Source organism: Methylophilus sp. (assembly GCF_008015755.1).
Taxonomy (GTDB): Bacteria; Pseudomonadota; Gammaproteobacteria; order Burkholderiales; family Methylophilaceae; genus Methylophilus.
The window spans coordinates 39,200-63,719 of the sequence record NZ_SSGF01000030.1 but is presented as its reverse complement, the minus strand read 5'-3'; the positions used below and the strand labels follow the sequence as shown (position 1 = coordinate 63,719).

Annotated in this window: 28 protein-coding genes, 1 tRNA gene and 1 riboswitch; of the genes, 6 read left to right on the top strand and 23 right to left on the bottom strand. The window is 50.4% G+C overall.

Going from position 1 to position 24,520, the window contains the following annotated elements:
* Nucleotides 1-34 precede the first annotated feature (34 nt).
* On the top strand, nucleotides 35-910 hold the full coding sequence (locus E6Q52_RS11315; protein ID WP_292822086.1) for a phosphotransferase: 876 nt from the start codon (nucleotides 35-37) through the stop codon (nucleotides 908-910).
* A gap of 30 nt (nucleotides 911-940) precedes the next feature.
* Here E6Q52_RS11315 and pnuC read toward each other — a convergent pair whose 3' ends face one another.
* The 7 genes from pnuC to E6Q52_RS11280 form a co-directional block, all read right to left on the bottom strand.
* Nucleotides 941-1,552 carry a nicotinamide riboside transporter PnuC gene (pnuC, locus tag E6Q52_RS11310; RefSeq protein WP_292822084.1) on the bottom strand — a complete coding sequence of 204 codons (612 nt, stop codon included), beginning with the start codon at nucleotides 1,550-1,552 and terminating at the stop codon, nucleotides 941-943.
* Between the two features lie 45 nt (nucleotides 1,553-1,597).
* Nucleotides 1,598-1,858 carry a YkoF family thiamine/hydroxymethylpyrimidine-binding protein gene (locus tag E6Q52_RS11305; protein WP_292822082.1) on the bottom strand — a complete coding sequence of 87 codons (261 nt, stop codon included), beginning with the start codon at nucleotides 1,856-1,858 and terminating at the stop codon, nucleotides 1,598-1,600.
* A 45-nt stretch (nucleotides 1,859-1,903) separates the two neighbouring features.
* Nucleotides 1,904-4,006, bottom strand: coding sequence for a TonB-dependent receptor (locus tag E6Q52_RS11300; protein ID WP_292822080.1), 2,103 nt, complete (start codon nucleotides 4,004-4,006; stop codon nucleotides 1,904-1,906).
* A 97-nt stretch (nucleotides 4,007-4,103) separates the two neighbouring features.
* A riboswitch (TPP riboswitch) is annotated at nucleotides 4,104-4,209 on the bottom strand.
* A 204-nt stretch (nucleotides 4,210-4,413) separates the two neighbouring features.
* Complete coding sequence (locus E6Q52_RS11295; RefSeq protein WP_019881932.1) at nucleotides 4,414-4,689, bottom strand: cupin domain-containing protein; 276 nt, start codon at nucleotides 4,687-4,689, stop codon at nucleotides 4,414-4,416.
* Between the two features lie 70 nt (nucleotides 4,690-4,759).
* Nucleotides 4,760-4,849, bottom strand: a tRNA-Ser gene (locus tag E6Q52_RS11290).
* 25 nt (nucleotides 4,850-4,874) lie between these two features.
* On the bottom strand, nucleotides 4,875-5,408 hold the full coding sequence (def, locus tag E6Q52_RS11285; RefSeq protein WP_292822078.1) for a peptide deformylase: 534 nt from the start codon (nucleotides 5,406-5,408) through the stop codon (nucleotides 4,875-4,877).
* A 45-nt stretch (nucleotides 5,409-5,453) separates the two neighbouring features.
* Nucleotides 5,454-6,209 (bottom strand): S-methyl-5'-thioinosine phosphorylase, encoded by a 756-nt coding sequence (locus tag E6Q52_RS11280; protein WP_292822076.1) that lies wholly within the window; start codon nucleotides 6,207-6,209, stop codon nucleotides 5,454-5,456.
* An 86-nt stretch (nucleotides 6,210-6,295) separates the two neighbouring features.
* Here E6Q52_RS11280 and hpnC point away from each other — a divergent pair, with 86 nt between their 5' ends.
* From hpnC to hpnE, 3 genes are read left to right on the top strand one after another with little or no spacing between them, the layout of a single operon-like run.
* Nucleotides 6,296-7,165, top strand: a complete 870-nt coding sequence (gene hpnC / locus E6Q52_RS11275; protein WP_292822074.1) for a squalene synthase HpnC — start codon at nucleotides 6,296-6,298, stop codon at nucleotides 7,163-7,165.
* A complete protein-coding gene (gene hpnD / locus E6Q52_RS11270; protein WP_292822072.1) occupies nucleotides 7,162-8,004 on the top strand; it encodes a presqualene diphosphate synthase HpnD in 843 nt (280 codons plus the stop codon). Before hpnC ends, hpnD begins: the two co-directional genes overlap by 4 nt.
* Nucleotides 8,001-9,359 carry a hydroxysqualene dehydroxylase HpnE gene (gene hpnE, locus E6Q52_RS11265; protein WP_292822070.1) on the top strand — a complete coding sequence of 453 codons (1,359 nt, stop codon included), beginning with the start codon at nucleotides 8,001-8,003 and terminating at the stop codon, nucleotides 9,357-9,359. Before hpnD ends, hpnE begins: the two co-directional genes overlap by 4 nt.
* Here hpnE and E6Q52_RS11260 read toward each other — a convergent pair.
* Nucleotides 9,356-9,631, bottom strand: coding sequence for a hypothetical protein (locus E6Q52_RS11260; RefSeq protein WP_292822068.1), 276 nt, complete (start codon nucleotides 9,629-9,631; stop codon nucleotides 9,356-9,358). The genes hpnE and E6Q52_RS11260 overlap by 4 nt on opposite strands.
* 262 nt (nucleotides 9,632-9,893) lie before the next feature.
* On the opposite strand from E6Q52_RS11260, the gene E6Q52_RS11255 reads away from it, so the two are divergent.
* The gene (locus E6Q52_RS11255) at nucleotides 9,894-10,178 is read left to right on the top strand and encodes a hypothetical protein (RefSeq protein WP_292822066.1); all 285 of its coding nucleotides are present in this window, start codon (nucleotides 9,894-9,896) and stop codon (nucleotides 10,176-10,178) included.
* A 113-nt stretch (nucleotides 10,179-10,291) separates the two neighbouring features.
* Here E6Q52_RS11255 and radA read toward each other — a convergent pair whose 3' ends face one another.
* From radA to E6Q52_RS11215, 8 genes are all read right to left on the bottom strand, one after another.
* The gene (radA, locus tag E6Q52_RS11250) at nucleotides 10,292-11,647 is read right to left on the bottom strand and encodes a DNA repair protein RadA (RefSeq protein ID WP_292822064.1); all 1,356 of its coding nucleotides are present in this window, start codon (nucleotides 11,645-11,647) and stop codon (nucleotides 10,292-10,294) included.
* Complete coding sequence (alr, locus tag E6Q52_RS11245; RefSeq protein WP_292822062.1) at nucleotides 11,640-12,704, bottom strand: alanine racemase; 1,065 nt, start codon at nucleotides 12,702-12,704, stop codon at nucleotides 11,640-11,642. The genes radA and alr overlap by 8 nt, the downstream gene beginning before the upstream one ends.
* Before the next feature lie 16 nt (nucleotides 12,705-12,720).
* Nucleotides 12,721-14,103 carry a replicative DNA helicase gene (gene dnaB, locus E6Q52_RS11240; RefSeq protein ID WP_292822060.1) on the bottom strand — a complete coding sequence of 461 codons (1,383 nt, stop codon included), beginning with the start codon at nucleotides 14,101-14,103 and terminating at the stop codon, nucleotides 12,721-12,723.
* A gap of 332 nt (nucleotides 14,104-14,435) precedes the next feature.
* The gene (gene rplI / locus E6Q52_RS11235) at nucleotides 14,436-14,885 is read right to left on the bottom strand and encodes a 50S ribosomal protein L9 (protein WP_292822058.1); all 450 of its coding nucleotides are present in this window, start codon (nucleotides 14,883-14,885) and stop codon (nucleotides 14,436-14,438) included.
* A gap of 21 nt (nucleotides 14,886-14,906) precedes the next feature.
* Nucleotides 14,907-15,140, bottom strand: a complete 234-nt coding sequence (gene rpsR, locus E6Q52_RS11230) for a 30S ribosomal protein S18 (protein ID WP_024929836.1) — start codon at nucleotides 15,138-15,140, stop codon at nucleotides 14,907-14,909.
* A gap of 19 nt (nucleotides 15,141-15,159) precedes the next feature.
* Nucleotides 15,160-15,450 (bottom strand): primosomal replication protein N, encoded by a 291-nt coding sequence (gene priB / locus E6Q52_RS11225; protein WP_292822056.1) that lies wholly within the window; start codon nucleotides 15,448-15,450, stop codon nucleotides 15,160-15,162.
* A gap of 5 nt (nucleotides 15,451-15,455) precedes the next feature.
* Nucleotides 15,456-15,830 carry a 30S ribosomal protein S6 gene (rpsF, locus tag E6Q52_RS11220; RefSeq protein WP_019881918.1) on the bottom strand — a complete coding sequence of 125 codons (375 nt, stop codon included), beginning with the start codon at nucleotides 15,828-15,830 and terminating at the stop codon, nucleotides 15,456-15,458.
* 141 nt (nucleotides 15,831-15,971) lie between these two features.
* A complete protein-coding gene (locus E6Q52_RS11215) occupies nucleotides 15,972-16,304 on the bottom strand; it encodes a hypothetical protein (protein WP_292822054.1) in 333 nt (110 codons plus the stop codon).
* 245 nt (nucleotides 16,305-16,549) lie between these two features.
* On the opposite strand from E6Q52_RS11215, the gene epsA reads away from it, so the two are divergent.
* Nucleotides 16,550-17,329, top strand: a complete 780-nt coding sequence (gene epsA / locus E6Q52_RS11210) for an XrtB/PEP-CTERM-associated transcriptional regulator EpsA (RefSeq protein ID WP_292822052.1) — start codon at nucleotides 16,550-16,552, stop codon at nucleotides 17,327-17,329.
* A gap of 8 nt (nucleotides 17,330-17,337) precedes the next feature.
* Here epsA and E6Q52_RS11205 read toward each other — a convergent pair whose 3' ends face one another.
* The 7 genes from E6Q52_RS11205 to E6Q52_RS11175 all read right to left on the bottom strand — a co-directional run bounded on the left by E6Q52_RS11205 (nucleotide 17,338) and on the right by E6Q52_RS11175 (nucleotide 24,516).
* Nucleotides 17,338-17,763: an RNA-binding S4 domain-containing protein gene (locus E6Q52_RS11205; protein ID WP_292822050.1), complete on the bottom strand. Its 426-nt coding sequence runs from the start codon at nucleotides 17,761-17,763 to the stop codon at nucleotides 17,338-17,340.
* Between the two features lie 4 nt (nucleotides 17,764-17,767).
* Nucleotides 17,768-19,933: an AAA family ATPase gene (locus E6Q52_RS11200; RefSeq protein ID WP_292822048.1), complete on the bottom strand. Its 2,166-nt coding sequence runs from the start codon at nucleotides 19,931-19,933 to the stop codon at nucleotides 17,768-17,770.
* Entirely contained in the window at nucleotides 19,930-20,421 is a 492-nt protein-coding gene (locus E6Q52_RS11195) for a molybdenum cofactor biosynthesis protein MoaE (RefSeq protein WP_292822046.1), read from the bottom strand. Before E6Q52_RS11195 ends, E6Q52_RS11200 begins: the two co-directional genes overlap by 4 nt.
* Before the next feature lies 1 nt (nucleotide 20,422).
* Nucleotides 20,423-20,680: a molybdopterin converting factor subunit 1 gene (gene moaD, locus E6Q52_RS11190; RefSeq protein WP_292822044.1), complete on the bottom strand. Its 258-nt coding sequence runs from the start codon at nucleotides 20,678-20,680 to the stop codon at nucleotides 20,423-20,425.
* The gene (locus E6Q52_RS11185) at nucleotides 20,677-22,032 is read right to left on the bottom strand and encodes a DNA recombination protein RmuC (RefSeq protein ID WP_292822042.1); all 1,356 of its coding nucleotides are present in this window, start codon (nucleotides 22,030-22,032) and stop codon (nucleotides 20,677-20,679) included. Before E6Q52_RS11185 ends, moaD begins: the two co-directional genes overlap by 4 nt.
* A gap of 121 nt (nucleotides 22,033-22,153) precedes the next feature.
* Nucleotides 22,154-22,897 carry a hypothetical protein gene (locus E6Q52_RS11180; protein ID WP_292822040.1) on the bottom strand — a complete coding sequence of 248 codons (744 nt, stop codon included), beginning with the start codon at nucleotides 22,895-22,897 and terminating at the stop codon, nucleotides 22,154-22,156.
* An 80-nt stretch (nucleotides 22,898-22,977) separates the two neighbouring features.
* Complete coding sequence (locus E6Q52_RS11175) at nucleotides 22,978-24,516, bottom strand: alkaline phosphatase (RefSeq protein ID WP_292822038.1); 1,539 nt, start codon at nucleotides 24,514-24,516, stop codon at nucleotides 22,978-22,980.
* Nucleotides 24,517-24,520: the final 4 nt, after the last annotated feature.

Below are 24,520 nucleotides of genomic sequence, written 5' to 3'. Positions count from 1 at the left end.
TTAACGCGCCATGGCTTAAAATATCAGCCTGACTATGTTTACTTATCCACAACTCAGCCACGCCGAACAGGCCAGTTTGCCCAAACTGATTGCTCAACCAAGCGTCATCCCGAATAAGTTTGAGGATAGTACGCATCAGCTTTTTGATTGCCAAACGGCCAATGGTGCCATGGTACTCAAAGTGTGCAATACAGCAACCATAGAACAGTCTCACTTTTGGTTAGGCGCAAACCATTTATTTGCCGCCGACTTTCCCAATAGTCTGAGCAATATAGATTTCACGCATCACTTTTTACAAAAAAACGGAGCGCTCGGCGTGCCTGAGTTTGTTGCAGCCAGCGCTAACCGCTTTGTGCTCACGCGCTTTGTTGAGGGCACGGATGTAGACGCAAGGCAGATCAAAGATGACTGGGTGATACAGCTGGCCAATCACATCGCCAAACTGCACCAATTAAGCTACAGCACCTGGGGCACACTGCACGCGCCACAATTTTCTGCAAACGCATGGGCTAGCCGGTTGCACGACACGCTGGTTTGTTTGACCGAACAACAGCAACCACGCATCGCTGAAGCTTTATTGCCTGAAGTTTTAGCGCAGGCAGCACAATGCCATGCAAGCGACTTTGTGCCTATGATGCTGGATTTACGCTGGGATCAATTTCGCTGCTTAAGCACTAATCAGTTGGTGCTGATTGATTTGGATGCGTTTGTGATCGCGCCGCGTGCGCTAGATTTGGTATTGCTCGAATACATCTTCACGCCCGCGCAGCTGGCGCTCTTTAAACAGCACTATACGCAGACGCATGCCTGGATCGAACATAGCGCGCATACGCCCGCCTACCAGCTACTGTTGTTTTTGATGAATATTCTGGGTGAAACTGATTTAGTCAGATGGATGCAGCGTATCTAACCCACTATGCGTTGCATCATCATGTGTGGTTTAAGCGGTTTGTTGCCGATATAACTTAATCCAACTGATAAAGCCAACCATTGCCAATATCGTGTTCAACACAAATAAAACGGCAGTGGCGTAATAGCCGGTTTGCACGTACAACAACGTGGCCGCGCCATCCACCACCACCCAATATAACCAGTTTTCTAATACCTTCTTGGCGATCAACCAGGTATTCATCACAGAAAAAACAGTGGTATACGCGTCTAACATCGGGCTTTGTGATTGTCCGCTGTGTTGCAAATAAGCACTCAGCAACGCACTCACCGCCAAGCCACCCACAATAAAACCCAAGTGCTTCTTCAAGGGCCAACGGCTAATCAGCAAGGTGTCAGTTTGCTTGCCAGGGTGATGCCAGAGCCAGAAACCATAGATCGCCATGGCCATATAATAAAAATTGAGCAGTGCCTGCATGGGCAGTTGCCCCTCCCAAAACAGCGCCGTGTAAACCAGCGTGCTTAAAAAGGCAAACAGCCAGCACCATTGCGACTCTCTCGCCGCCAGCAGAATATAGGCCACCCCCATTAAAGCAGCGGTGATTTCCCAACCGGACATTTGATGAAATGCGGTCAGGATAGCCTGATAATTATCTTGGTTCATGGCGAGCAATCATATTAACGAGTATGCATAAAATAGATAACGGCGTTAAACATCGACCACATCGGCTCTGTCTGTGCCAACAAACTTCATCACGAACACACTGTGCGGGAGCGCATTAAACACTGCTTCCATTTCTGCATCCAGGCAATCCATCACCTCGCGGTATTCGCCAAACACCTGCGTCGCTAGGCTATTGCGCTTGACCACCAGAGTTGGATTGGCTTCGAGCTTGTTGATAAACTCCAGAATGGGCTCTACATATCCTTCGGTTAAAGGGTACAAACTAATATCGACTGAAATACGCATCTAAATTCCTCAATTAAAAAGAGGGCTATAACGCCCTCAATCAGTTTAATAATCGTAACTCACCGTTACGCCTGCGACGCGTGGCTCTGCATATTGCACATATTTTTCTTGCGTATAGCCATTTGCTGGATTGTTACCAAAGAAAAAACCACGGGTTGCATAGTCTTTATCGAGCAGATTCCTTGCCCATATATTCATCTTCCAATGCTTATTATATTGATATACCGCACTGGCATTCACTAAAGCATAGCCGTTTGATTTTGCATTGTGACTATCTGAAAAATAAAAACTATCTTTTCCTTCTACGTTAATTCGAATTGTCCAGGCGCTGGATGGGTAAAACTCCGTACCTAGGCTAAAAGTATAACTTGGGGCATGACCAACTTGCCTACCATCATAATTGACAGTCTGGCCAGTTACGTTATTTACAAATCTGCGCTTATCAAAAGTTGCATCTAATAAGCCGAGTGATGCAATTAAACGCATTTGATCAGTGATAAACCAATCGGCCGCGAACTCTGCACCTTTGTGTGTTGCACTTGTGGCATTGTCTACATAATCCACAAACTGCCCAACGCCAAACTCAAATGAGTTTTTTACCTGCGCGTTTCGTCTATCCGTGTAAAACACGGATAGCGTAGTATTTAGTCTGTTATCAAGCCAATTGGATTTAACGCCTGCTTCAAGCGTAACATTGTATTCGGCATCAAAAATTCGTTGGTTTAGAGTTAATCTACCATCGTTATTCACACCGCCTGACTTATACCCCCTTGATAGAGAGGTATACAGTAATTGATTTTTGTTAAGCTGATAATTCAACCCTAACTTACCACCAAACAGCATTTCATCTTTATTAAGCCTTAAAGCGTTTGTATCATCATATTTTGCTTTAAAGTACTCGACACGTCCGCCTGTGATAAGAGTTAAGCTATCTGTTAAATGTGTATCAAGCTGGCCATAGATAGCGCTATTCTGAGTGTCATAATCTCCTCTTCTTCTTGTTGCGCCAAAAATACCAAAGTCTGAGTCTTGCTTAAAAGCTTCGTCCTGGTCTATAAAGAACAAGCCTATGGTCCAGTCAGTCGAATCATTAAAAATACGGCCAGCTTTATCGGAAAGCGCGCGTAAATCAAATGAATAATTTTCACGTTTGCGGTCAAAACGCTCAAAACCAATATAAGGTGATAAAGCTGGGGCGAACTGTCCATTAAAACCCCAATCCGCATCATAGCTATAGACAATATCGCTTTTTAAATAAGTGACTTCAGTTTGAATAATCACTGCATCAGAAGCTTGCCAATTGGTTTTGATTGCAAAAGCATTGGTCAGCTGTTTATCTTGACCAGGATGATCTGACAAGCTATTTCGGCTATTGTCGAATGTAAAGCCGTCATAGCCATTATCAATATCCAAATGAACATAACTTAAATCAATTGTTAAATCGTCAGTGGCAAGTAGCTTTAATTTGCCCCGAAAAGTAAGCTCATCCTGATTTTGCGTATTGTCACGATTTAAAAAATCGTTATTCATGTAACCATCAGATTTATGTGTGTATATCGAAGCACGACCTAATAATTTATCTTCAACAAGAGTACCACCAACAGCTACACCAAAATTGCGCGTATTGTATTCAGCAACCCCAGTTTCTGCGTGCATTTCAAAGGCTTTGGTCGGCGCTTTGCTTCGCATGTTAATTGTTCCTGCTAAGCCATTTGTTCCAAATTTGGTTCCTTGCGGGCCACGTAAGATTTCAATTGCATCGATATCAAAAAGGGTTGCCGCCCCGCCTGTCCTGCTAAAGTCGATTCCATCAATCACCAAACCTACGGATGGATTTAACGGTGCACTAAATTGGCTACGCTGCCCCATACCACGTATCTGAAAAAATTGTCCGCGTGAAGCGCCACTGGCAAGATTCACGTTTGGTGCCAGATTCAACACCTCTTCCAGATGCTGCGCGCCACGTGACTCTATGGTTTCTTTATCAATCTCGGTCAGGCTCACCGCGGTTTTTTGTGCACTGCTGGGGCGAAAATCGGCACTGACGACGACTTCGGACAGTTCACGGGTCTCTTCCTCTTCTGCGGCTAACACCGGCGTGCTGAGTAACAGCCCAATTAAGGACAGCGGTTTTGCGATTGGTTTCATGGTAATCCTTTCTATAAGAGTCATAAAAAGGACAGGGGAAGAGTGACAAAGACGTGAGTAGGTTTGTGGGTAACCCAGCAAACCAAAAACAGTTGCGTTGTAGATGCTCTGCCTGTCCCTACGCCAGCATTATCTGGGTCAGGTTCATTGGGTTTCCCGCGTGTGCGAGATCTCAGGCGTTATAGCCACCCCAAGGCGTTTGATTTTTCAATCAGGGTGAGATTGTATTTTAATATCAACCACTTGGCTAGAGCACTATGCAGAATTCGCTTTAAAGCCTGTGTGCATTTTGCAAAGTTTAATGATTGGCGCTTTAAACAGATGGCCGCTGAGAATATCCAGCGGGCCAAAAACAAAAAACCCTGCAAGGCAGGGTTTTTTATTGAATACTGGCTACAACAAATCAATTAGAAATGTTTGTAGTGTTTTTTCAATTGTTTGACTACTTCCCACTGGGATTTCAGGCCTTTTGGAAACTCAACGTAGTCACCAGCCTTGATCGTTACAGTGTCGCCACCTTGTGGAGTGACTTTGAATTCGCCTTCTAATACGTAGGCTTTTTCAGTCGCAGTGAAATCCAAAGGGAATTTTGAAGGTGCGCAATCCCAAGTGTTCCAGCTTTTTACGCCCAGTTCTTTCAGTTTTTCTTCTGACGGGTTATGGTCGATGATGATTTGTGTCATGACGATTCCTTAAAATGTGTAATTAAAACCTGCAAATAGAAATGCCGCAAAAACTGCGGCATGTCGTGTTTGGCGGAAGAGGTGAGATTCGAACTCACGGAGGGCGTGAACCCTCGACAGTTTTCAAGACTGTAGCATTAAACCGCTCTGCCACTCTTCCGGAAAGTCGGCATTATAGCAAACAATCAGTCATCTGGAAGTGTTATTCCAGGAAAAAGTACATCATTAAAGCCAAATTTTGTCAGATCACGGATGCGCATGGGGTAAAGCACGCCAAATAAGTGGTCGCATTCATGCTGAACCACCCTGGCGTGAAAGCCGCTCACGGTGCGCTCAATCACCTGCCCTTGCGGGTCAAACCCGCGATAATGCAGGTGCTGATAGCGTGGCACCAGTCCGCGCATGCCGGGCACAGACAAGCAGCCTTCCCAGCCCTCCTCTTCGGCCTGATCAATCGGGGTTAATTCAGGGTTAATCAAAATCGTAAATGGGACTTCTTCGGCATCGGGGTAACGCGGATTGGCCCCCACCCCAAACATCACTACCTGCAAACTGACGCCAATTTGCGGTGCTGCAATGCCTGCACCGTTCATATCGGTCATGGTGTCATGCATGTCTGCAATCAAGGCATGCAATTCAGGCGTATCAAACTGGGTGACTTTATCGGCCACCCGATACAACAATGGCTCGCCCATTCTGAGCACAGGTTTCACTGCCATCGCTATTTCTCCTTGCAATTCACGCTCAGCCCCGGTATTTGAACCTTAGGCAACTGAGCAATCGTTATCAGATAAATACTGTGCAATCACTGTGCGCACTTTGTCCATGGTTTGCTGCAACAACGGCATCACCTGCTCAAACTGGATAGACTGCGCGCTGTCGCCGCGACCGGCGGCAAAGTTAGCCACCGGGCAAATGGCGGCATAAGCCAATCCTAGTTCGCGCGCCAATACCGCCTCCGGCATCCCGGTCATACCGACAATGGTGGCGCCATCGTGTTCATAACGGTTGATTTCTGCCGCCGTTTCCAGGCGCGGGCCTTGCACACAGGCATACACCCCGCCATCGACGACGCTGTAGCCAACATCCGTCGCCGCCTGCAGGCAACGCTCGCGCATGGCTTGTGAATATGGCAAGGTAAAGTCGATATGACGCACGGGCAACTCAATGCCATCATGGTAAGTATTGCTGCGACCGTAGGTGTAATCCAGAATCTGGTTCGGCAACACAATGTCGCCTGGAATCAGGTTGCGGGCAATGCCGCCGACGGTGGCCACGGCCAACAAATCACATACCCCCACAGAATGCAGCGCCCAGATATTCGCCCGGTAATTGACCGCATGCGGCGGAATCGTATGGCCGCCGCCATGACGCGCCAGAAACACCACTTCTTTGCCATTGATTTCACCAAACACCAAAGGCTGTGAAGGTTCGCCATACGGGGTGCGCACAATCATGCGCTTTGAAATATTTAAATTATCCAGCGCGGTCAGCCCGGTGCCACCAATAATGCCTAACATCCTGTTATCCCCAACGTTGATTTCTCTTTACGACTTGTTCATCTGCAAGGCGTAAGCGTATCACGGATTTATGGCATACTTAAGCCATGCAAGCCTTTTCCAAGCCAGCCGAGACTTCTCCCAGCCTGACGCTGGCGCACACGCACTACGAAAACTTCCCGGTCGCCTCTCTCCTGTTACCCAGCCATTTGCGCCACGCGGTGACGGTGATTTACCAGTTTGCCCGCGAAGCCGATGATATCGCTGATGAAGGCGATGCCACTGAGGCGGCGCGGCTGCACGCCTTGCAAGCGTATGAAGATGAGCTATTGCTGATGCAGGCTTATATACAGCCATCAAAACCCTTGTTTATCGCCTTGCAGCACGTGGTTAAAACCCACAAGCTGGACGTGCAATTGTTGCTCGACCTGATTAACGCCTTTAAACAGGATGTGGTTAAAACCCGTTATGCGACTTTTGACGAGGTGCTGGACTATTGCCGCCGCTCGGCCAACCCGGTGGGTCGCCTCATGCTGCAACTCTATGGCAGTGATACCCCGCAGCACCGCGTCTGGTCTGACCAGATTTGTAGCGCCTTGCAACTGATTAATTTTTACCAGGACATTGCGCCAGACCTGCAAAAACACGGCGCGGTTGGACGCATTTACCTCTGCCAGGACGAGATGCAAGCCGCAGGCATCAGCGAGCAGGATTTGCATCAACAACGCCTGGATGCTACCTGGGAAATCTTCTTTTTACACAATGTGATGCGTGCAGAAGACTTGTTACTGGCGGGTAAACCATTGGGTCGTGCGCTGCCTGGCCGCATTGGTTTCGAGTTACGCATGATGATTGCAGGTGGCGAACGTATCCTACATAAATTAAAATCCTGCCGTGGCGATATCTACCATCATCGCCCGATCTTGAAAGCCTATGACTGGCTACTGATTTTGCTGAAAGCCCTGTTTAAACAATGACGCCGCAACAATACTGCCAACAAAAAACCCGTGAAAGTGGCTCTAGCTTCACGCTGAGTTTTATGTTTTTAACCAAAGACAAGCGCGAGGCCATGACCGCGCTGTATGCGTTTTGCCGCGAAGTGGATGATGTGGTGGATGAATGCAGCGACTACCAAATCGCCCAGACCAAGCTAGCCTGGTGGAAGCAGGAAATCCTCAGACTGTTTCATGAAACACCACAGCACCCGGTCACCCAAGCCTTAAAACCAGTCGTCGACGCGTTTCATTTGCAAGAAGCGCATTTTGTTGAAATCATCGATGGCATGCAAATGGATACGCAATACAACCGTTATGCCGACTTTGAACAACTGGCCTTGTATTGTTACCGCGTTGCCAGCGTGGTGGGCTTGCTGTCTGCGCAAATTTTTGGCTACAAAGACCAGGCAACGCTTGAATATGCACATGATCTGGGCATGGCATTTCAACTCACCAATATCATTCGCGATGTTGGCGAAGATGCACGCCGTGGCCGTATTTATATTCCGCTCGATGAACTGGAACGTGCCGGGGTAACTGAGGAACAGTTGCTGCACAGCCAGGCTTCGCCGCAGACACAAGCCTTGTTACTGAAGCAAATCGAACGTGCTGAACTATTTTATGACAAAGCGCTGAGCCAGCTGCCCAAGGCAGATACCAAACCGCAATTGCCAGGCTTAATGATGGCCGCTATTTACCGCGCGCTGCTGCAAGAAATTAAACCAGACCCCAACCTGGTGCTCACGCATAAAGTGGCGCTGCCGCCTTTTAGAAAACTCAAACTGGCGCTGGGGGCATGGTTTAAATACCGCAAGCCATGAACGCAACGGCGTCTGCTGGTAAAAAAGTAGCGGTGATTGGTGCCGGGCTGGCTGGCGTCTCTGCGGCCATCCGCTTATTGCAGCATGGGCACCAGGTGTGCGTGTTTGAAGCTGCACCTCAGGCTGGTGGCCGTGCCCGTGGGGTCGCCCACGACACCACCCTCTTAGATAATGGACAACACCTGTGCATAGGCGCTTACCGCGCCACACTCACCTTATTGCAAGACGCGCACATCCATCCAGCCCAGGTATTTAAACGCCTGCCGCTGCAGTTGCATATGCATCATGGCGCGCAGCGCATGTCATTGGTCAGCCCCACCTGGCTGCCCGCCCCACTACATTTGCTATGGGGATTACTCACGGCACACGGCCTGGATTGGCGCAGCAAATGGCGCGCTATCTGCTGGATGCAGCAGCTTAAACAACAGGCATTTACCCTGCCCACCGATCTCACCGTTAGCACCTTGCTGGCGCAGGGCAAACAAACGCCGATGGCGATCAGCACCTTGTGGGAGCCCTTATGCTTGGCGGCGCTCAATACACCGATTTCGCTCGCCAGCGCGCAAGTGTTTCTCAATGTACTGCGCGATAGCTTTCAGCATCGACGTCAGGATAGTGATTTTTTAATTGTAAGTGCAGACTTATCCAGCGCGCTGATTCAGCCCTTACTGCAACATATGCAAGCCCTGGGCGGTGAAGTCAGGCTGCGCAGCGCAGTCACGGCGCTACAGGCGGCAGAGAGCGGCGGCATGATGACTGGCTGCCTGGTCTCTACGGCCACTAGCTCAGAAATATTTGACGATGTGATTGTGGCGGTTGGTCCGCATCAATTGAAAACAATTGCTGAAAAAGCCGCTAGCGCATTGCACATCCCGGCATTTGACTATCAACCCATCACCACGGTTTACCTGCAATACAGCGCTGAAACGCGCCTGCCCTACCCGTTGATGGGCTTGTATCACGGCTTGGCACAATGGGTATTTGACCGCGGGCAATGTTGCGGACAACCTGGCCTGTTGGCCGTGGTGATCAGCGCACATCCGCCATTGAGTGCAGATAAATCCGGACTGGTGGCGCAGTGCATCGCGGAAATCAACCAGGCCTTGGCAACATACCATGGCGCATTAAACGCCGCCCCACAGTGGACGCAAGTGATCACAGAAAAACGTGCTACATTCAGTTGCACGCCAGACTTGCCCCGCCCTGGTACCCGCACCTCCAACCCACATATTTTTCTGGCGGGGGATTATATTGCTGGCCCTTACCCGGCCACCATTGAAGGCGCCGTCACCAGTGGCTACGACGCCGCACAAGCCGTGATCAATCAGCTAAAGACAACACTCGCCAAGCCTTAACCCTTGCACTCAACCGCCAGGTGGTTATTGGCTGGCCGGTAAAGGCCATCACCACTATCAGGAAAAGTCTCTTTAAAGGACAATTGCTTGTCTACTTTGTAGCCCTGCGTGCACAAGGCTGCCGCCTTAGACTGGCATTGCTCCCATGTGGTATTAAATTCGCTACACGTCAGTGTATAGCCCACTTTGCCTTGTTGCGTCGTATATTGTTGTGGCGTCACGCTGGCACAAGCAGCCATGATCAGCGGTAAAAGAAAAATGATTTTTTTCATTATTTTTGCTCCTGGTCAATTTTACCGAGTGTCATCTTATTGTCATACACATGTGATAAGTGACACCCATTTTGGCAAGCGCCCGCGAGCAATAGTTGCATGAAGTTTTTATGACGAAGCTGCGCTAGCGCACAAATACACACCGCACGCTTCTGTATCCAAGTCGCTACAAATCGCTACAAAACCCCACTGCTTTGTACCTGACAACAGCACGTGTGTTTTTTATACTGCATCAATCGTTAATCGCAGAAAGGCAATCACCGTGAAATATGCAACTGTGATGACCACGGGCTTGTTGGTGAATATTTCGATTTTTGCATCGGACATGCCTGCTACAGAGCGCTACGAAGACCTGATGGCAAACAAGCAACGCATGATCAAGCAGCTTAACAAACAGGTGGAATGTATCAGATTAGCCAGTGACGAGCAGACGCTACGCGCCTGTCAGCCGCTAGTCACCCGTGCAGGCGTTAATGCGGCAGATAAAACGGCGAAGAATGACCAGAACTTGAAGACTGACAACCCGAAACAAACCGAATTTTTTTAAATGATTTAGCCTGCACTCAGGCGCACAACCGCTTCCCTGTGGCTGTCCTCCCTCTTCTGGGCAGCCTCACTCTCTGGCAACGATTGCACTCCCAGCAGTCGTTGCCACTTTTTTTATGCGCGCAGCACGTCTATCGCCTGTTCCAGCCGATCCACGGCATCAATCTGCAAGCCAGCCACGCCGCCTTTAGGGGCATTGGCTTTGGGGATAATCGCATGTGTGAAGCCCAGCTTGGCCGCCTCTTTCAAGCGTTCCTGGCCGCGCTGTACTGGCCTTACTTCTCCAGCCAAACCAACCTCACCAAAGACAATCAGCTTATTAGGCAAGGGTTTGTTTTTAAATGAGGACACGATGGCCAGCAACACTGCCAAATCCACCGCCGGTTCGCTGATTTTGACACCACCGACCGCATTGATAAACACATCCTGGTCATAACAAGCGACGCCCGCATGCCTGTGCATCACCGCCAACAACATCGCCAGCCGGTTTTGCTCCAGGCCGACACACAAGCGCTTGGGATTAGGCGCATGTGCAGTATCCACCAGCGCCTGAATCTCAACCAGCAAAGGCCGCGTACCTTCCTGCGTGACGGTGATACAGGAGCCAGGCACAGGCGACTCGTGATGCGATAAAAACAAGGCCGAAGGGTTGCTGACTTCGCGCAGGCCTTTTTCAGTCATGGCAAACACGCCCAACTCATTGACGGCACCAAAGCGGTTTTTAAAGGCGCGGATCAGCCGAAAACTTGAGTTCTGGTCGCCCTCAAAGTAGAGCACGCTATCGACAATATGCTCCAGCACGCGCGGCCCGGCCAGCGAGCCTTCTTTGGTCACATGGCCGACCAGTATCATGCTGATGCCGAGCTGCTTGGCGATGCGCGTCAGTTGCGCACTGCATTCACGCACCTGCGCGACAGAGCCCGGCGCCGATTGCAACGCCTCAGAATACACGGTTTGAATCGAGTCGATCACCACCACATCGGGTTTGTGCTGTTGCAACACCTGGCTGATTTTTTCCAGGTTAATTTCAGCCAGCACATCGACCTGGCTAGCATCTAAGCCCAAGCGATTGGCACGCATGGCAATCTGCTGTGCAGACTCTTCGCCACTGATATAAAAAGACTTTAGGCTCTGCGAGACCTTGCACACGGTTTGCAGCAAGAGCGTAGATTTACCGATACCGGGATCGCCACCAATCAGCACCACGCCGCCCGCGACCAGGCCGCCGCCCAATACACGGTCAAATTCGGCAATGCCGGTCGCCTGTCGCGACACATCCTGCGCCTCAACATCGGCCAGCTTTTGCAATTGCGCTGTCGGTGCCAGACTGGCAAACCGGCTTTGCGTGGCCGCCTCGGGCACGGTTTCGACCAAGGTATTCCAGGCCTGACAGCTCGGGCACTGACCCTGCCATTTAGGCTCAGACGCACCACATTCGGTGCAGGTATATTGTGTTTTTGCTTTAGCCATGAATTTTAAACGGCACCCTGGCCGTGACTGCACATAATAATTCGTAGCCTATGGTGCCAGCGGCCTGCGCCACATCGTCTACCGGCACTTGCTCACCCCACAGCTCAACGGTACTGCCAATAGCGGCTTGTGGAATATCGGTAATATCGGCAGCCAGCATATCCATGGAGACACGCCCTAAAGTGCGGGTTAAGTGACCAGCGACGGCGATCGGCGTACCCGTCGGTGCATGCCGCGGATAACCATCAGCATACCCGCAAGCCACAATTCCCACGCGCATAGGTTTGTCGGCGGTAAACAGGCTGCCATAACCGACGCTCTCACCGGCGGCAATCTCCTGCACCGCAATAAGTCCCGACTGCAAGGTCATCACCGGTTTCAGCCCCAAACTGGTGGCCGATTTTTCAGCCATCGGCGTGGCGCCATACAGCATAATGCCTGGGCGTACCCAATCTGCATGCGTGTGCGCCTGCTGCACAATGGCCGCAGAGTTAGCCAGCGAGCGTGCATAGGACGCAGGCATCACTTGCGCCACCACTTGCATGGCAGCAACAGTGCCATCGGCCACATCGGCGTTGGCGAAATGCGTCATCAAAATCAATTCACGCACATTCGCTGAACTGCCCAACTGCTGTAAGGCATGCGCGTATTCACGCGGCTGAAAACCCAGGCGATGCATACCGCTATCCAGTTTGAGGTAAACCCGCAGTGGAATATTAGGTGCACTATCAAGCACCCATGATAACTGGGCCTGATGAGAAACCACCGTATCCAGGTGATAGCGATCCACCAGCATCATTTCATCCGCTGAAAACACCCCTTCCAGCAACAGAATCGGGTGCTGGTATCCGGCGTCGCGCAAGGCAATGGCTTCGCTGATATTAAGGACAGCAAACGCCTCGGTCTCTTTTAATCCGCGCGCAGCATTGAGTAGGCCATGCCCATAGGCATTGGCCTTGACGACAGCAATTACTTTGGATTGCGGCGCATAGCGCCTGACTTGCGCGAGATTATGCGCCAGCGCAGCTTCTGAAATGTGGGCAACAATAGGACGCATCAGTCATACCTGCCAATTAATACTCGTCAGGCATATACGCCGCGTTGGCGTAATCCATAAAGCGCGTATGCGCGCCCATAAAGGTCAGGCGTACACGGCCAATCGGGCCGTTACGTTGTTTGGCAATAATGATCTCGGCGGTGCCTTTTTCGGCGCTGTCCGGGTTGTAGTATTCGTCACGGTACACGAACATGATCAAGTCAGCATCCTGCTCAATCGCGCCCGACTCACGCAAGTCACTCATCACCGGACGCTTGTCCGGGCGCTGGTCCACGCTTCGGTTAAGCTGCGAAATGGCAATCAGCGGCACGTTTAATTCTTTGGCCAAGGCTTTGAGAGAGCGTGAAATCTCAGAAATCTCGGTCGCCCGGTTTTCGCCTTGCCGACCAGCCGGTGAACTCATCAACTGCAAATAGTCGATGACGATCAGGCCTAACTCACCCGTTTGTCGATGCAAACGACGCGCACGCGCACGCACGTCAAAGCTGCTTAAACCAGCGCCTTCATCAATGTAAATCGGCGCTTCATTGAGTTTACCCAGCGCCGTGGTCAGTTTTTCCCAGTCCTCGTCCTCGAGGTTACCGTTACGCATTTTGTGCTGGTCCAGGCGGCCAATCGAACCAATCATACGCGTGGTCAATTGTGTGGCGCCCATCTCCATGGAGAAAATAGCCACCGCTTTATTGGTCTCCAGCGCCACGTTCTCGGCAATGTTAATCGCAAACGCTGTTTTACCCATGGACGGACGACCGGCAATAATCACCATATCGCCACCTTGCAGGCCGGAGGTCATGGAGTCAAGATCGCTAAAGCCGGTGGGGATACCGGTCACATCAGAATGATTTTCACGTGAATACAGGTAGTCAATGCGGTCAGCCACTTGTGGCAATAACACTTGCATTCCCAAAAAGCCCTGACTCTTGCGGTTACCGCCCTCGGCAATCTGGAAAATCTTGGCTTCGGCTTCGTCGAGCAATTGCTGAGCATTGCGGCCATTCGGCAAGTAAGCACTTTCGGCAATATCAGTGCCGACGGCAACCAGTTGGCGCATGACAAAACGTTCATGCACGATTTCCGCATAGCGGCGAATATTGGCCGCCGTCGGCGTATTTTGTGCCAGAGCACCCAGATACGCCACGCCGCCTATTGTCGTCAACTCATTGCTGTTTTCCAGCGATTCTGCGACGGTCACAATATCTGCCGGCTGGTTGCGTTCAATCAACCGGGCGATATGCTCATAAATCAGCTTATGGTCGTGCTGGTAAAAATCTTGCGGCGCGAGGATATCAGCGATCTTGTCCAACGCTTCGTTGTCGAGCAACAGCCCGCCCAAGACCGACTGCTCAGCTTCGATAGAATGTGGAGGGAGTTTTAAGAATTCGAGTTGTTCATCAGCCATCTGGCGATTATACCGAAAAGCTGTCACGCATTTTGGGGTTTTGGCAGGGATGAAAGATTAAAAATAATTTAGCCACAGAGGGCACAGAGCACACAGAGAAAAAAAATTTAATATTCCGCTGATGAACGCAGATGCACGCCGATAAAAGTCAAATTCCTGATAATCAATCAGAGAAATTTTGTAATAATGGCCTGTAAACAACTTTAAAACAGAGGCCTTAATATCGGCGTGTATCTGCGTTCATCGGCGGACAAAATGGATTTTTAATCCTAACTATCAAAAGCAAAAAGGCTACCGAAGTAGCCTTTTCTTGTACTGCCGCAAAAGCTTAATTAAGCTTCTGGTGTCACTGTTACAGTGATGTCTACCACCACGTCGTGGTGCAGTGCAACGCTTACAGCAAATTCACCGATGTTCTTCAGTGGGCCGTTAGGCAGGCGCACATCCGCTTTTTTCACTTCGTGACCTTGTGCTTGCAAGCCTTCAGCGATGTCCATGTTAGTCACGGAACCGAACAGACGACCATCTACACCCGCTTTTTGTGACACGGTCAGGCTGAAACCAGCCAGTTTTTCGCCACGGGCTTGTGCTACGGCCAACAAATCAGCTTGTTGTTTTTCCAACTCAGCGCGCTGTGCTGCAAAAACAGCTTTGTTTGCTTCTGTTGCACGTTTAGCTTTACCTTGTGGAATCAGGAAGTTACGGCCGTAACCGTCTTTCACTTTAACCACGTCGCCCAGTGAGCCCAGGTTTGCTACTTTTTCCAATAAAATTACTTGCATGTTGTTCTCCTAAGCCGCCAATTAACCTGGGTGTTTGTCTGTGTAAGGCATCAGCGCCAGGAAACGTGCGCGTTTTACGGCGGTTGTCAGTTGACGTTGGTATTTAGCCTTGGTACCAGTCATACGGGCTGGGATGATTTTGAAGTTTTCAGAAACGAAATCTTTCAACAGATCTACGTCTTTGTAATCTACTTCTTTGATGCCTTCTGCGCTAAAACGGCAGTAACGGCGACGTTTGTACATATCTCTTGCCATGTGAAACTCCTTAAATTCTTTAATACTGTATTCGCTGTAATTCTTGTATATGCAGTACCACTTGTGTGCTTTTTGCACTGCGCTGCGCCAAAAAACCCTTCACTTTGATCTGATCGCCGCTTTGCAATGGCAGATTGGCTTTTTCGCCAATCAACACTGCAGGTAAGACACATTGCACTTTACGATTCATGCCAGCTTCTTGCTGTTCTGAATCATGCTGCAGTTGCAATCGCAACAAGGGTAAGCCTGCCGGTGTATAACGCAACGTTTCGATGGCTTGAATCGTTGCTGCAATCACCAGCGTATTCACAACACTTAAGCAGCTGCCTCAGTGGTAGCAGCAGGTGCGTCACCAACGATGGTTTTGGATTTTTCCTCTTTCATCATTGGGCTTGGTGCTGTGACTGCTGTTTTCGTCGCGATTGTCAGGTGACGTAATACAGCATCGTTAAATTTGAAGCCATGTTCCATTTCTTCCAGCACTTCTTGGCTCACTTCGATGTTCATCAATACGTAGTGTGCTTTGTGTACTTTTTGAATTGGATAGGCAAGTTGACGACGGCCCCAGTCTTCCAAACGGTGGATGTTGCCGCCATTGCCAGTGATTTGAGCGCGGTAACGCTCGATCATTGCTGGCACTTGTTCACTCTGGTCAGGGTGAACAATAAACACGATTTCATAGTGTCGCATGAGATTTCCTTGTGGTTATTTAGCCACCTTCAGAACCAATCACGCGCATGCCATGTGGCATAGTGTGATTGCGTACAAAGTGTGGCAAGGTTGCAAAGCACGCGATTATAAACTGGTTTTCATGCTGCAATCAAGGACTTATTACCTTTGAGGTGGATTTTCCAGCGCCTTGTCTTCTTTTGGCAAGTAATAAGGATCAGACACGTAGCCTGGACCTTTCATAATAATGATGACGATCAGACCGATGATCATGGCGCCGATAAAAAACCAGAACGTAAACAGCAAGCCCAAAAACATCGCCGTGCGCTCAACATCATGCGTGAGCAAGTCGCCATGCTGCCACCAGGCATGCACTAACGGTGTCGAAAACACCAACGTCCCCAGTAGCCACCATTTGGGCAGTTTTTTCAGCAAACGCCATTCTTGATGGCTAGGATAACGCACACCGTTCGGGAGTTTATTTAATCTACCCATAGGTTTCCAATCCAGCTCCATGCATCCATACGATTATTTACCTTTGCATTTTAACGCAAGTATGACTCTGTTTTAAAAGGAAAATTCTCTTATCCGGCCAGTCTTGATAAATATCAAGCATATTTTATAAACACAACACAGACTATCATACTAAAGAAGCTGCAAATTACGCCGTAAAACCCTTGAGACCATAAAGACACTGCGGGCAAAGTCTGCCCTGCGTAAGAATAACTTGAGGTAACTGCATGCTGGTACAAAAAAAACAAACCCATTGGGAAGGCATCTTGCAGGCCATTCAGAACTCGTATGCCATTAAAAGGCATATTGAATTCTTTAATTGGCTAAAACAAGACATTCATCCGCTGATGCGGCACGATGTACTATTGGCGGCCTGGGGTGACTTTAGTAGTGGCGATCTGCATTTTGATGTGTCCTCCTCATTGCCCGAGGCCTCCACCCAGCGCCTGCTGGAAGATTCGGCGATTGTGAACTACCTCATGTGTAACTTATATAAGCGTTGGGTAGAAAATGATGACAAGTGGTATGTGATTAACCGCTTTGATGCCAGCGGCATTCACGCACAATCGCCTAACCCGTTTACGCAGCAACTACTCAAAATGCATTCTTTAATGGTCTATGGTGTGCGCGATACGCGCGGCAAAGCTGACTGCATTTATGTGTTTTTTGACCGCACTAAAGAATTTACGGTGCCAGACCAGATGCTGGGCATGATCATGCCGCATCTGGATGCTGCGATTCGCCGCGTCGGCCATTTGGCGCCGGTGGTGAAAGACGAAGACTTGCTCGATAGCATGGTACAAGGCGGATTATCTGACCGCGAGCAGGAAATTCTGCATTGGGTACGCAGTGGCAAAACCAATCTCGAAATTGGCATGATCCTCAATATCAGCGCTAATACCGTTAAAAACCACCTCAAGCGTATCTTCCAAAAACTGGATGTCTCTTGCCGCGCACAGGCTGTAGCCAAAACAGGCATGCCTGCCGCGGTGCGCCGCCCGAGTTAACTAAACAGCTAGCCGCGGCCGGTAAAGCGCTGGATATCGCGCATCTGCCGTTTGGTGGGGCGCCCCAGGCCACGGTCACGTTCAGCAAACTGGTCGGCGCCCGTCTCCTGTGCCTGCTGGCGTATGCGCTGGCTTTCTTCGGTTTCGCGATAGAGCAAGGCAGCCTCGGGCGCACCGCGCCGCACATTGCTTAACGCCAGTACTTCGACCTCAATCTGCATATCCTTGTTTTTGATGCTGACGCGCATGCCCGGCTTCATTTCGCGCGCATTTTTGGCACGGTCGCCATCAATACGCACTTTACCGCCCTCCACCGCTTCGGCGGCCAAGCTGCGTGTTTTAAAAAAGCGCGCCGCCCACAACCATTTATCCAAACGACAACCGTCGTCCTTTTCTGGCGGCGCTTCTTGCTTGCGATGATGAGTGCGTGGCATTCGCTTAGAGATTCAAAGGGTCTTGATGCTGCTGAAAATAACTCATACGCGCTTGGTTACGCTCCAAGGTATGGCGGTAGCTGGCGAGGGCATTCTGCGCTTTCGCCATCAGCGTATCACCCGCATAGGTGCCATCTGTCTCTTGCGTCCCGGCTTCGCACTCGGTCAGGTGGGCAATCCCTTCCAGCACATGATCAATGGCGATGATTTTAAACATGCCATTATTCACCGCCGTCACCACGCTGTCATCGAGCACCAGGTGGCGCTGATTACGCTTAGGGATAATCACGCCCTGCTCGCCATTTAAGCCCAAGGCCTCGCAGACACGGAAATAACCCTCAATCTTTTCATTAATACCGCCAATCGGCATCACTTCACCAAACTGGTTGAGCGCACCGGTCACGGCCATGCCTTGTTTAATTGGCAAGCCAGTCAGGGCGGAAAGCAACGCAAATAACTCGGCACAAGAAGCAGAATCGCCCTCAACACCGGTATATTCCTGCTCGAACACCAGCGAGGCATTCAGGCTCAGTGGCGCCAGTGCCCAAAAACTGGCACTGAGCCAGTTTTGTAAAATATAAATGCCCTTATCATGGGTCGGTCCGCTCATATTCACTTCGCGGTCGATATTAATGACGCCACTGCGGCCAGGATAACACCGCGCGGTAATGCGGATCGGCGAACCAAAACTGGCATCTCCCAACTCGATATGAGTCAAGCCATTGACCTGGCCCACCACGTTACCGTGTACCTGAATCAGCAATTCGTTATCAATAATCGAGTCACGAATCTGCGCCTCAAAAAACTGCTGGCGCAACAAGCGGGCTGACAGGGCCTGTTTGACATGCGCATCAGTAATCAAGCGTGCCTCTGCTGCCACGGCGGCACTTTCATGCATGAGTTGGTCCAAGTGTGCAAAACCTGTGCTGATGCGGCCCTGATCTTCTTCCAGCCTATGCATAAACTGCAACAGCACATTGACTGCCGCGCCACTAAAGTGCGACAGCGCCTGCTGCTGGCATTTACGTGCGATGTAACCGGCAATCCAGGCGTAATTATCCAGCGTGGCGCTAACGCGATCTTCAAACTCCACTTTAATCGGAAAGAAATCAAAGAAATCCGGCTGTGCTTCCAGGCAATCGTAATAATCTTCGCGGCTGGCAATCATGACAATTTTCACATGCACAGGCAGCGCGCTATGGCGATTGCCACCAGCGCCTTGCTGGGCGTGGTTGGCCCAGTCTTCAATCTGCACTTCGCGATTGCGCATCAAACGGTATAGTTTTTCCAGCAAGGCACTGCCGTTGCTTTCATCCTGCATCAGGTCACGCAAATGCAACAGCAGCATGCCACCATCGGCCTGGTGCAAGCTGCCGGCGCGCAAACGCAAAAACTCCGGCCATTGTGCCGATTCACCGGCGGCCGTCTCTATCATGCCAAACAAGGCGGCAAATCCGGGGTCTTTTTCTTCGACCACGGGCTGCTTAACGCCTGAAGTGAGATTAGCGCGCTGATCTACCAGCAAATTCACGCGAAAGCGCGATAAAAAGCCCTCATTCACAATGCTATCGGCGCCATTGTCGCCATCGTTACCCACTTGCTGCCAGGCTTGCAAATAAGCCAGCACTTCCGGCTTGATGAGATTGAAAAAGGGCGATAACTTGGCACTGCTTAATTGTGAACGCAAGCCATCCACGCGCTCTTCCAGCCAGGTTTCCGCTTGTGACAGATTGACCTGACCACTGGCATCAATCCACTGCTGCATCTCAGCAATCAGTGTCTTGATAAAAGAATCCATCACCGTGCGCAATTGCGCCCCCAGCCCGGCAGGTAATTTAATATAGTTCACCGAGGATTGCTGACTAAAATCGTAAAGCGCCACCAGGTCGGTCAATGAGCTATCAATGCCGGTGACCGCCGACGCCTTCATCGCCGCCATGGTCAGCGCAGCGCGGCCGGAGCCTGGCGTGCCCAGCACCAGCACATTACAGCCCGCTTGCGCCAGCGACAGCCCCATCATTAATGTTTTTTGCGCCTCAGGCTGCAATTTCCAGCCGTAATCGTTGAGCCCCAGGTCTGCGGCATCCAGCAGCTCTGCGGTAGATTCAAACGACATGGGCGACAGTTTGTAAGAAACCGTCATTTCATTAGGACTCAGTACTTGCATCATGTAGGAGACTTTCCACTATTCTTTTGCCACTGTTGTTTTGCTTGTTCATCGGACACCCGGGCCTCAACCCAGTGCTGACCAAAACCACCAATTTCTTTTTTCCAGAAAGGCGCCTCTGTTTTTAAATAATCCATCATAAAAGCGCAAGCTTCAAACGCGGCTTGCCGATGCAAACTGGTGACCGCCACCAGCACAATCTGCGCCTGTGCCGTGAGTGGCCCAACGCGATGAATCATGCGTATGCCCAGCAGCGACCAGCGTTGTGCGGCTTGTTGTGCAATCTGCTGTAAGGCTTTTTCGGTCATGGCTGGGTAATGTTCAATCACCATCTCGCTGATTTGGCCAGCGGCAGACATCTCTCGCACCAGCCCGACAAAGTTGACGAGTGCTCCCGCTTGCGGCGTGGCGGCGCGCAGTTGCTGCAACTCAGTGCCAATCTCAAAATCCTCTGGCTGCACCGAGATATTAAGATAAACAGATTCGCTCAAATCAGCCTCCGGTTACTGGCGGAAAAAACGCCACCTCATCGCCATCCTCAAAGGTAGCCATGTCATCCACCAACTCATGGTTAATGGCTGCACGCACAACCCCGCCGCCACTAAACAGCTTTTGCCAGGTGTCACCACGGCCGGACAGCCAGGACTTGAGTGCGACGATAGTTTCTACGCCGTCTGGCAACGCCACCTCTTCAGAGGAGTAATTGACGACTTCTTTGATGCGAGCGAAATATAAAATGGTGATATTCATGTGGGAGTATTCTTTCCAGCCTCGTCTAATTCATCCAGCATTTCCAGGGCTTCCAAGCCTGCGGTCTGCGCCAGTTCGACTTTTTCAATCTGGGCAAAACGCCTGGAAATTTTCTGGCTGCTGATATGCACATCCTGTGCGTTTTCATGTGCCTGGCGGATATTATCGGCCAGTTTTTTCATGCGAGTATCAAAGCGGTCAAAATCTTTACTTAATTTGCCCAACTCATCTTTAATGATATGCACCTGCTTACGCATCTCGACATCTTTAAGCACCGCCCGTGCGGTATTGAGCACCGCCATCAAGGTGGTGGGTGACACCAGCCACACCCGTTTTTGCATGGCGTAATCGACCACATCGCCATGGTAGGCATGAATCTCGGCAAACACCGCTTCAGCCGGAATAAACATCACCGCACCGTCAGAAGTCTCATTGGCGATAATGTATTTAGTGCTGATGTCGTCGATATGTTTTTTAATATCAGCTTTAAACAATTTGGAAGCCTGCGCCTGCACCAATTCGCCCAGACTGCTATCAATCATACGGTGATAATTTTCCAGCGGAAATTTACTGTCTACTGCAACGGTGCCAGTCGGCTCAGGTAAGAACAAGGCACAGTCCACGCGCGCGCCATTGCTTAAGGTATGCTGCATAGCAAAGCTGCTGGCGGGCAACACATTGCGCACCAGGCCTTCCAACTGCACCTCGCCATAGGCTCCACGGCTGCGTTTGTCACCCAGCAGCTCTTGCAAACTCACCACATTCACACTCAGACCATCAATTTTCTTTTGCGCTTCATCAATGGTGGCCAAACGCTCCATGACGCTGACAAAAGTCTCGTTGGTTTTTTTAAAGCCCTCTTCCAGGCGCACAGAAACTTTGCCGCTCATTTCTTCCAGACGGTTATCTACAATCTTGGTCAGTGACTCGATGCTTTGCGTCAGGCTTTGCGTGGTGGTTTGCAAGGCGGTTTTAAGCAAATTTTGCTGCAACATGCCTTGCTCGGACAAACCATTACGCAAACTCAGGCTGAGTTGATCGCTACTCTGGCTTAAATGGTCACGCTGCGCGACTTGTAAGGCTTGCATGGCTTCGCGGGTGGCGGTGAGCTCTTGTGATAACTGCGCGCGCAAACGATCCTGCTGATCGGTATTTAAGCTTTGCAATCGGTCTGCCAGTTGATTAAGCGATTGGTGCATCTCGCTCATCATCAAACGGTGTTTTTCTTCTAGCTGTTGGGAAAGTAGTTGTGCAAGAGCCTGCTGTGCGGCTTGCTGCTGCGTGCGCCACTGCCAGACCTGCATGGCAATCACGAGCAACAACAGGAGTAACTGAATAATTTGAAGCGTCATGGCGGCATTATAGCCGATGACCGTGTACGCCACATCGACGTAGCACAAATTCGCTACGTCGATGCGGGTGAAAGATTAAGCGAGCAATTTAGTGACAGTGCGCCTGCAAAACAGGCGAAACCTAGTGACTATGCCCCTGCAAGCCAGGCGCGCCGTGCGCTTTGGCCAGCCACTGCATTTCAGAAGGATTGTGCTCCATATCGCCGAGGTCAGCATAATCCACATGCTGGTAGTTGCTCAATGCCGTCAGCGAGGTGGCAGGCGCGATCTCTACCGGCTGGCCTGCCTTGGCGGCCGGTTGCAGTGCCTGCAACTGGATATTCACCGTGTGCTGCGGATAGGTATATGCCACTTTATAAGGCAGTTTCAAGGCCGGAATCCACCAGACTTCGCTGCGGATGCCATCACCTAATGTGCCCACGTATTTTTCTACCGGATAACCATACTGCGTGCTGGTCTCTGCGGCCACTTTTTGCAAACTGGCCAATTCACTGTCGCTGACCAATTGCGACTTTAACTGCCAGAACGGCTCATCGGTCTTGATAGACAGTAATTTCAAATCGACATCGGCATAATCAATCGCGCGACGTTCGTCGTGCATCAAATACACATAATTCATTTGCCCGGCTGGTTTTTTCAGCCACAGACTGCTGTGATGTGCAGGCTCACCGTTTTGATACAGATTGCGGATCTCCACCTGATTGGTGTCACGCATCAGCCACCACTGTATATGTTTGGCTTCTTCGGCCTTGCAGGGTGACGCACATTGCACGGTTTCATAACGCGCATTCACTACGTCATCTGCCATGGCGGCAGCGCTCATTAACAGTAGTGCCAGACATCCAGCGGATTTTTTCAATATCATGTTTTTCCATTCCAACCAAAGGGATCAGGGCAGCCACAAGCTGCCCTGCCATTACTTGCTATTTAACAGCGTACTGCCATTTAGAAGCCAAAAGCATCTTTCATCACTTGGTAGATATAGCTCTGTTCTTGCACACCGTGTACCAGGTAGGCTTTAGGGCCAACCGCGTAAATCGCAACCTCTTCACCGGCATGGGTTTCTGAGCTCAATGGGACCAACGCTTCCTGGTGGAAATCAGGATCTTCAGTATCCACGCCAGACATATCCACTACACGACCAGCAGCGATAGACTCGTTGTACACCGCATCGCCTGGGGAGTTGGTGTGGTAGCCAGGGCCGTTAGCAAAGCTCACTGTGGTGTAAGGCTTGCCATCTGCTGCCAGCGTTGGCGTTGTTTTACCTGGTTCAACCACTTTGCCCAGAATCGGGTTGCCACGTTTTGGATAACCACCAATGGTCAAGGTGTGGCTATGGTCAGCCGTGACAATGATCAATGTGTCGTTCATATTGACCTTGGAGGCCGCTTCACGCACTGCATCAGACAATGCCACGGCATCTTTAAAGGTGCGGTAGGCGTTACCTGCATGTGAAGCATGGTCAATACGGCCGCCTTCTACCATCAAAAAGTAACCGTTCTGGTTTTTCTTGAGGATATCAATCGCCTTGCCGGTCATCTCAGCCAGTGAAGGCTCGCCAGCGATATCGTTAGGACGGTCTTGCTCGTATTCCATGTGCGATGGATTGAACAGGCCCAATACTTTGGTCGTCGTGGCCGGGTTCAGTGCATTAAATGCCGTCTGGTTCTCAATATACACGCCACCAAACTTGCTCACGTATTCTTGTGTCAGGTTACGGCCATCGGTACGGCGGCCTTTGGTGCCTTCGATATCGGTCATGCTGTTAGGCAGGAAGTAGCTACGGCCACCACCAAACACGACGTCAATGCCGTCACCGATTTTGCCGTTACCAAAATTATCAATCAATTGTGCAGCAATATCCTTCACACCGTTGCTGGCAGCCGCAGCGGTTAGGTTAGCGTTAGCTTCCCAGTCACGGTTAGAAATATGGGCATAAGTCGCAGCTGGCGTGGCGTGGGTGATGCGCGCAGTAGACACCACACCAGTAGATTTACCGGCTTGCTCGGCCTGCTCCAGCAAAGTCGTTACTTTGTTAGCGTTTAATACGGCTGGGCTAGGCTCGTTACGCGCGACAGACTGGTTCAATGACAAAATACCATCATTGGTTTTGACGCCGGAGATGATGGCGGTCATGGTTGGCGCAGAGTCAGCCGTTTGCTGATTGGTAGAATACGTTTTAGACAGTGCAACATAAGGAAACTCTTCAAAAGACAGTTTATGACGCTCACCGTCGATGCCTTTGAGTTGACCTTCAAAAATGCGTGCGCCAGTCACGGTAGAGATACCCATGCCGTCACCAACAAACAAAATCACGTTTTTGGCTTTTTTAGCGTTTGGAACCAGTTTTTTGCTGTCATTCAGGCTAGCTGCACCATCATTCAGCCAAAACTGTGCATCTTCAGCCATCGCTGCAGAAGACAACAGTTGTGAGCCCAGCAGCATGGCTACCATGGCAGTGCGTTTTACATTAAACAATTGCATGATC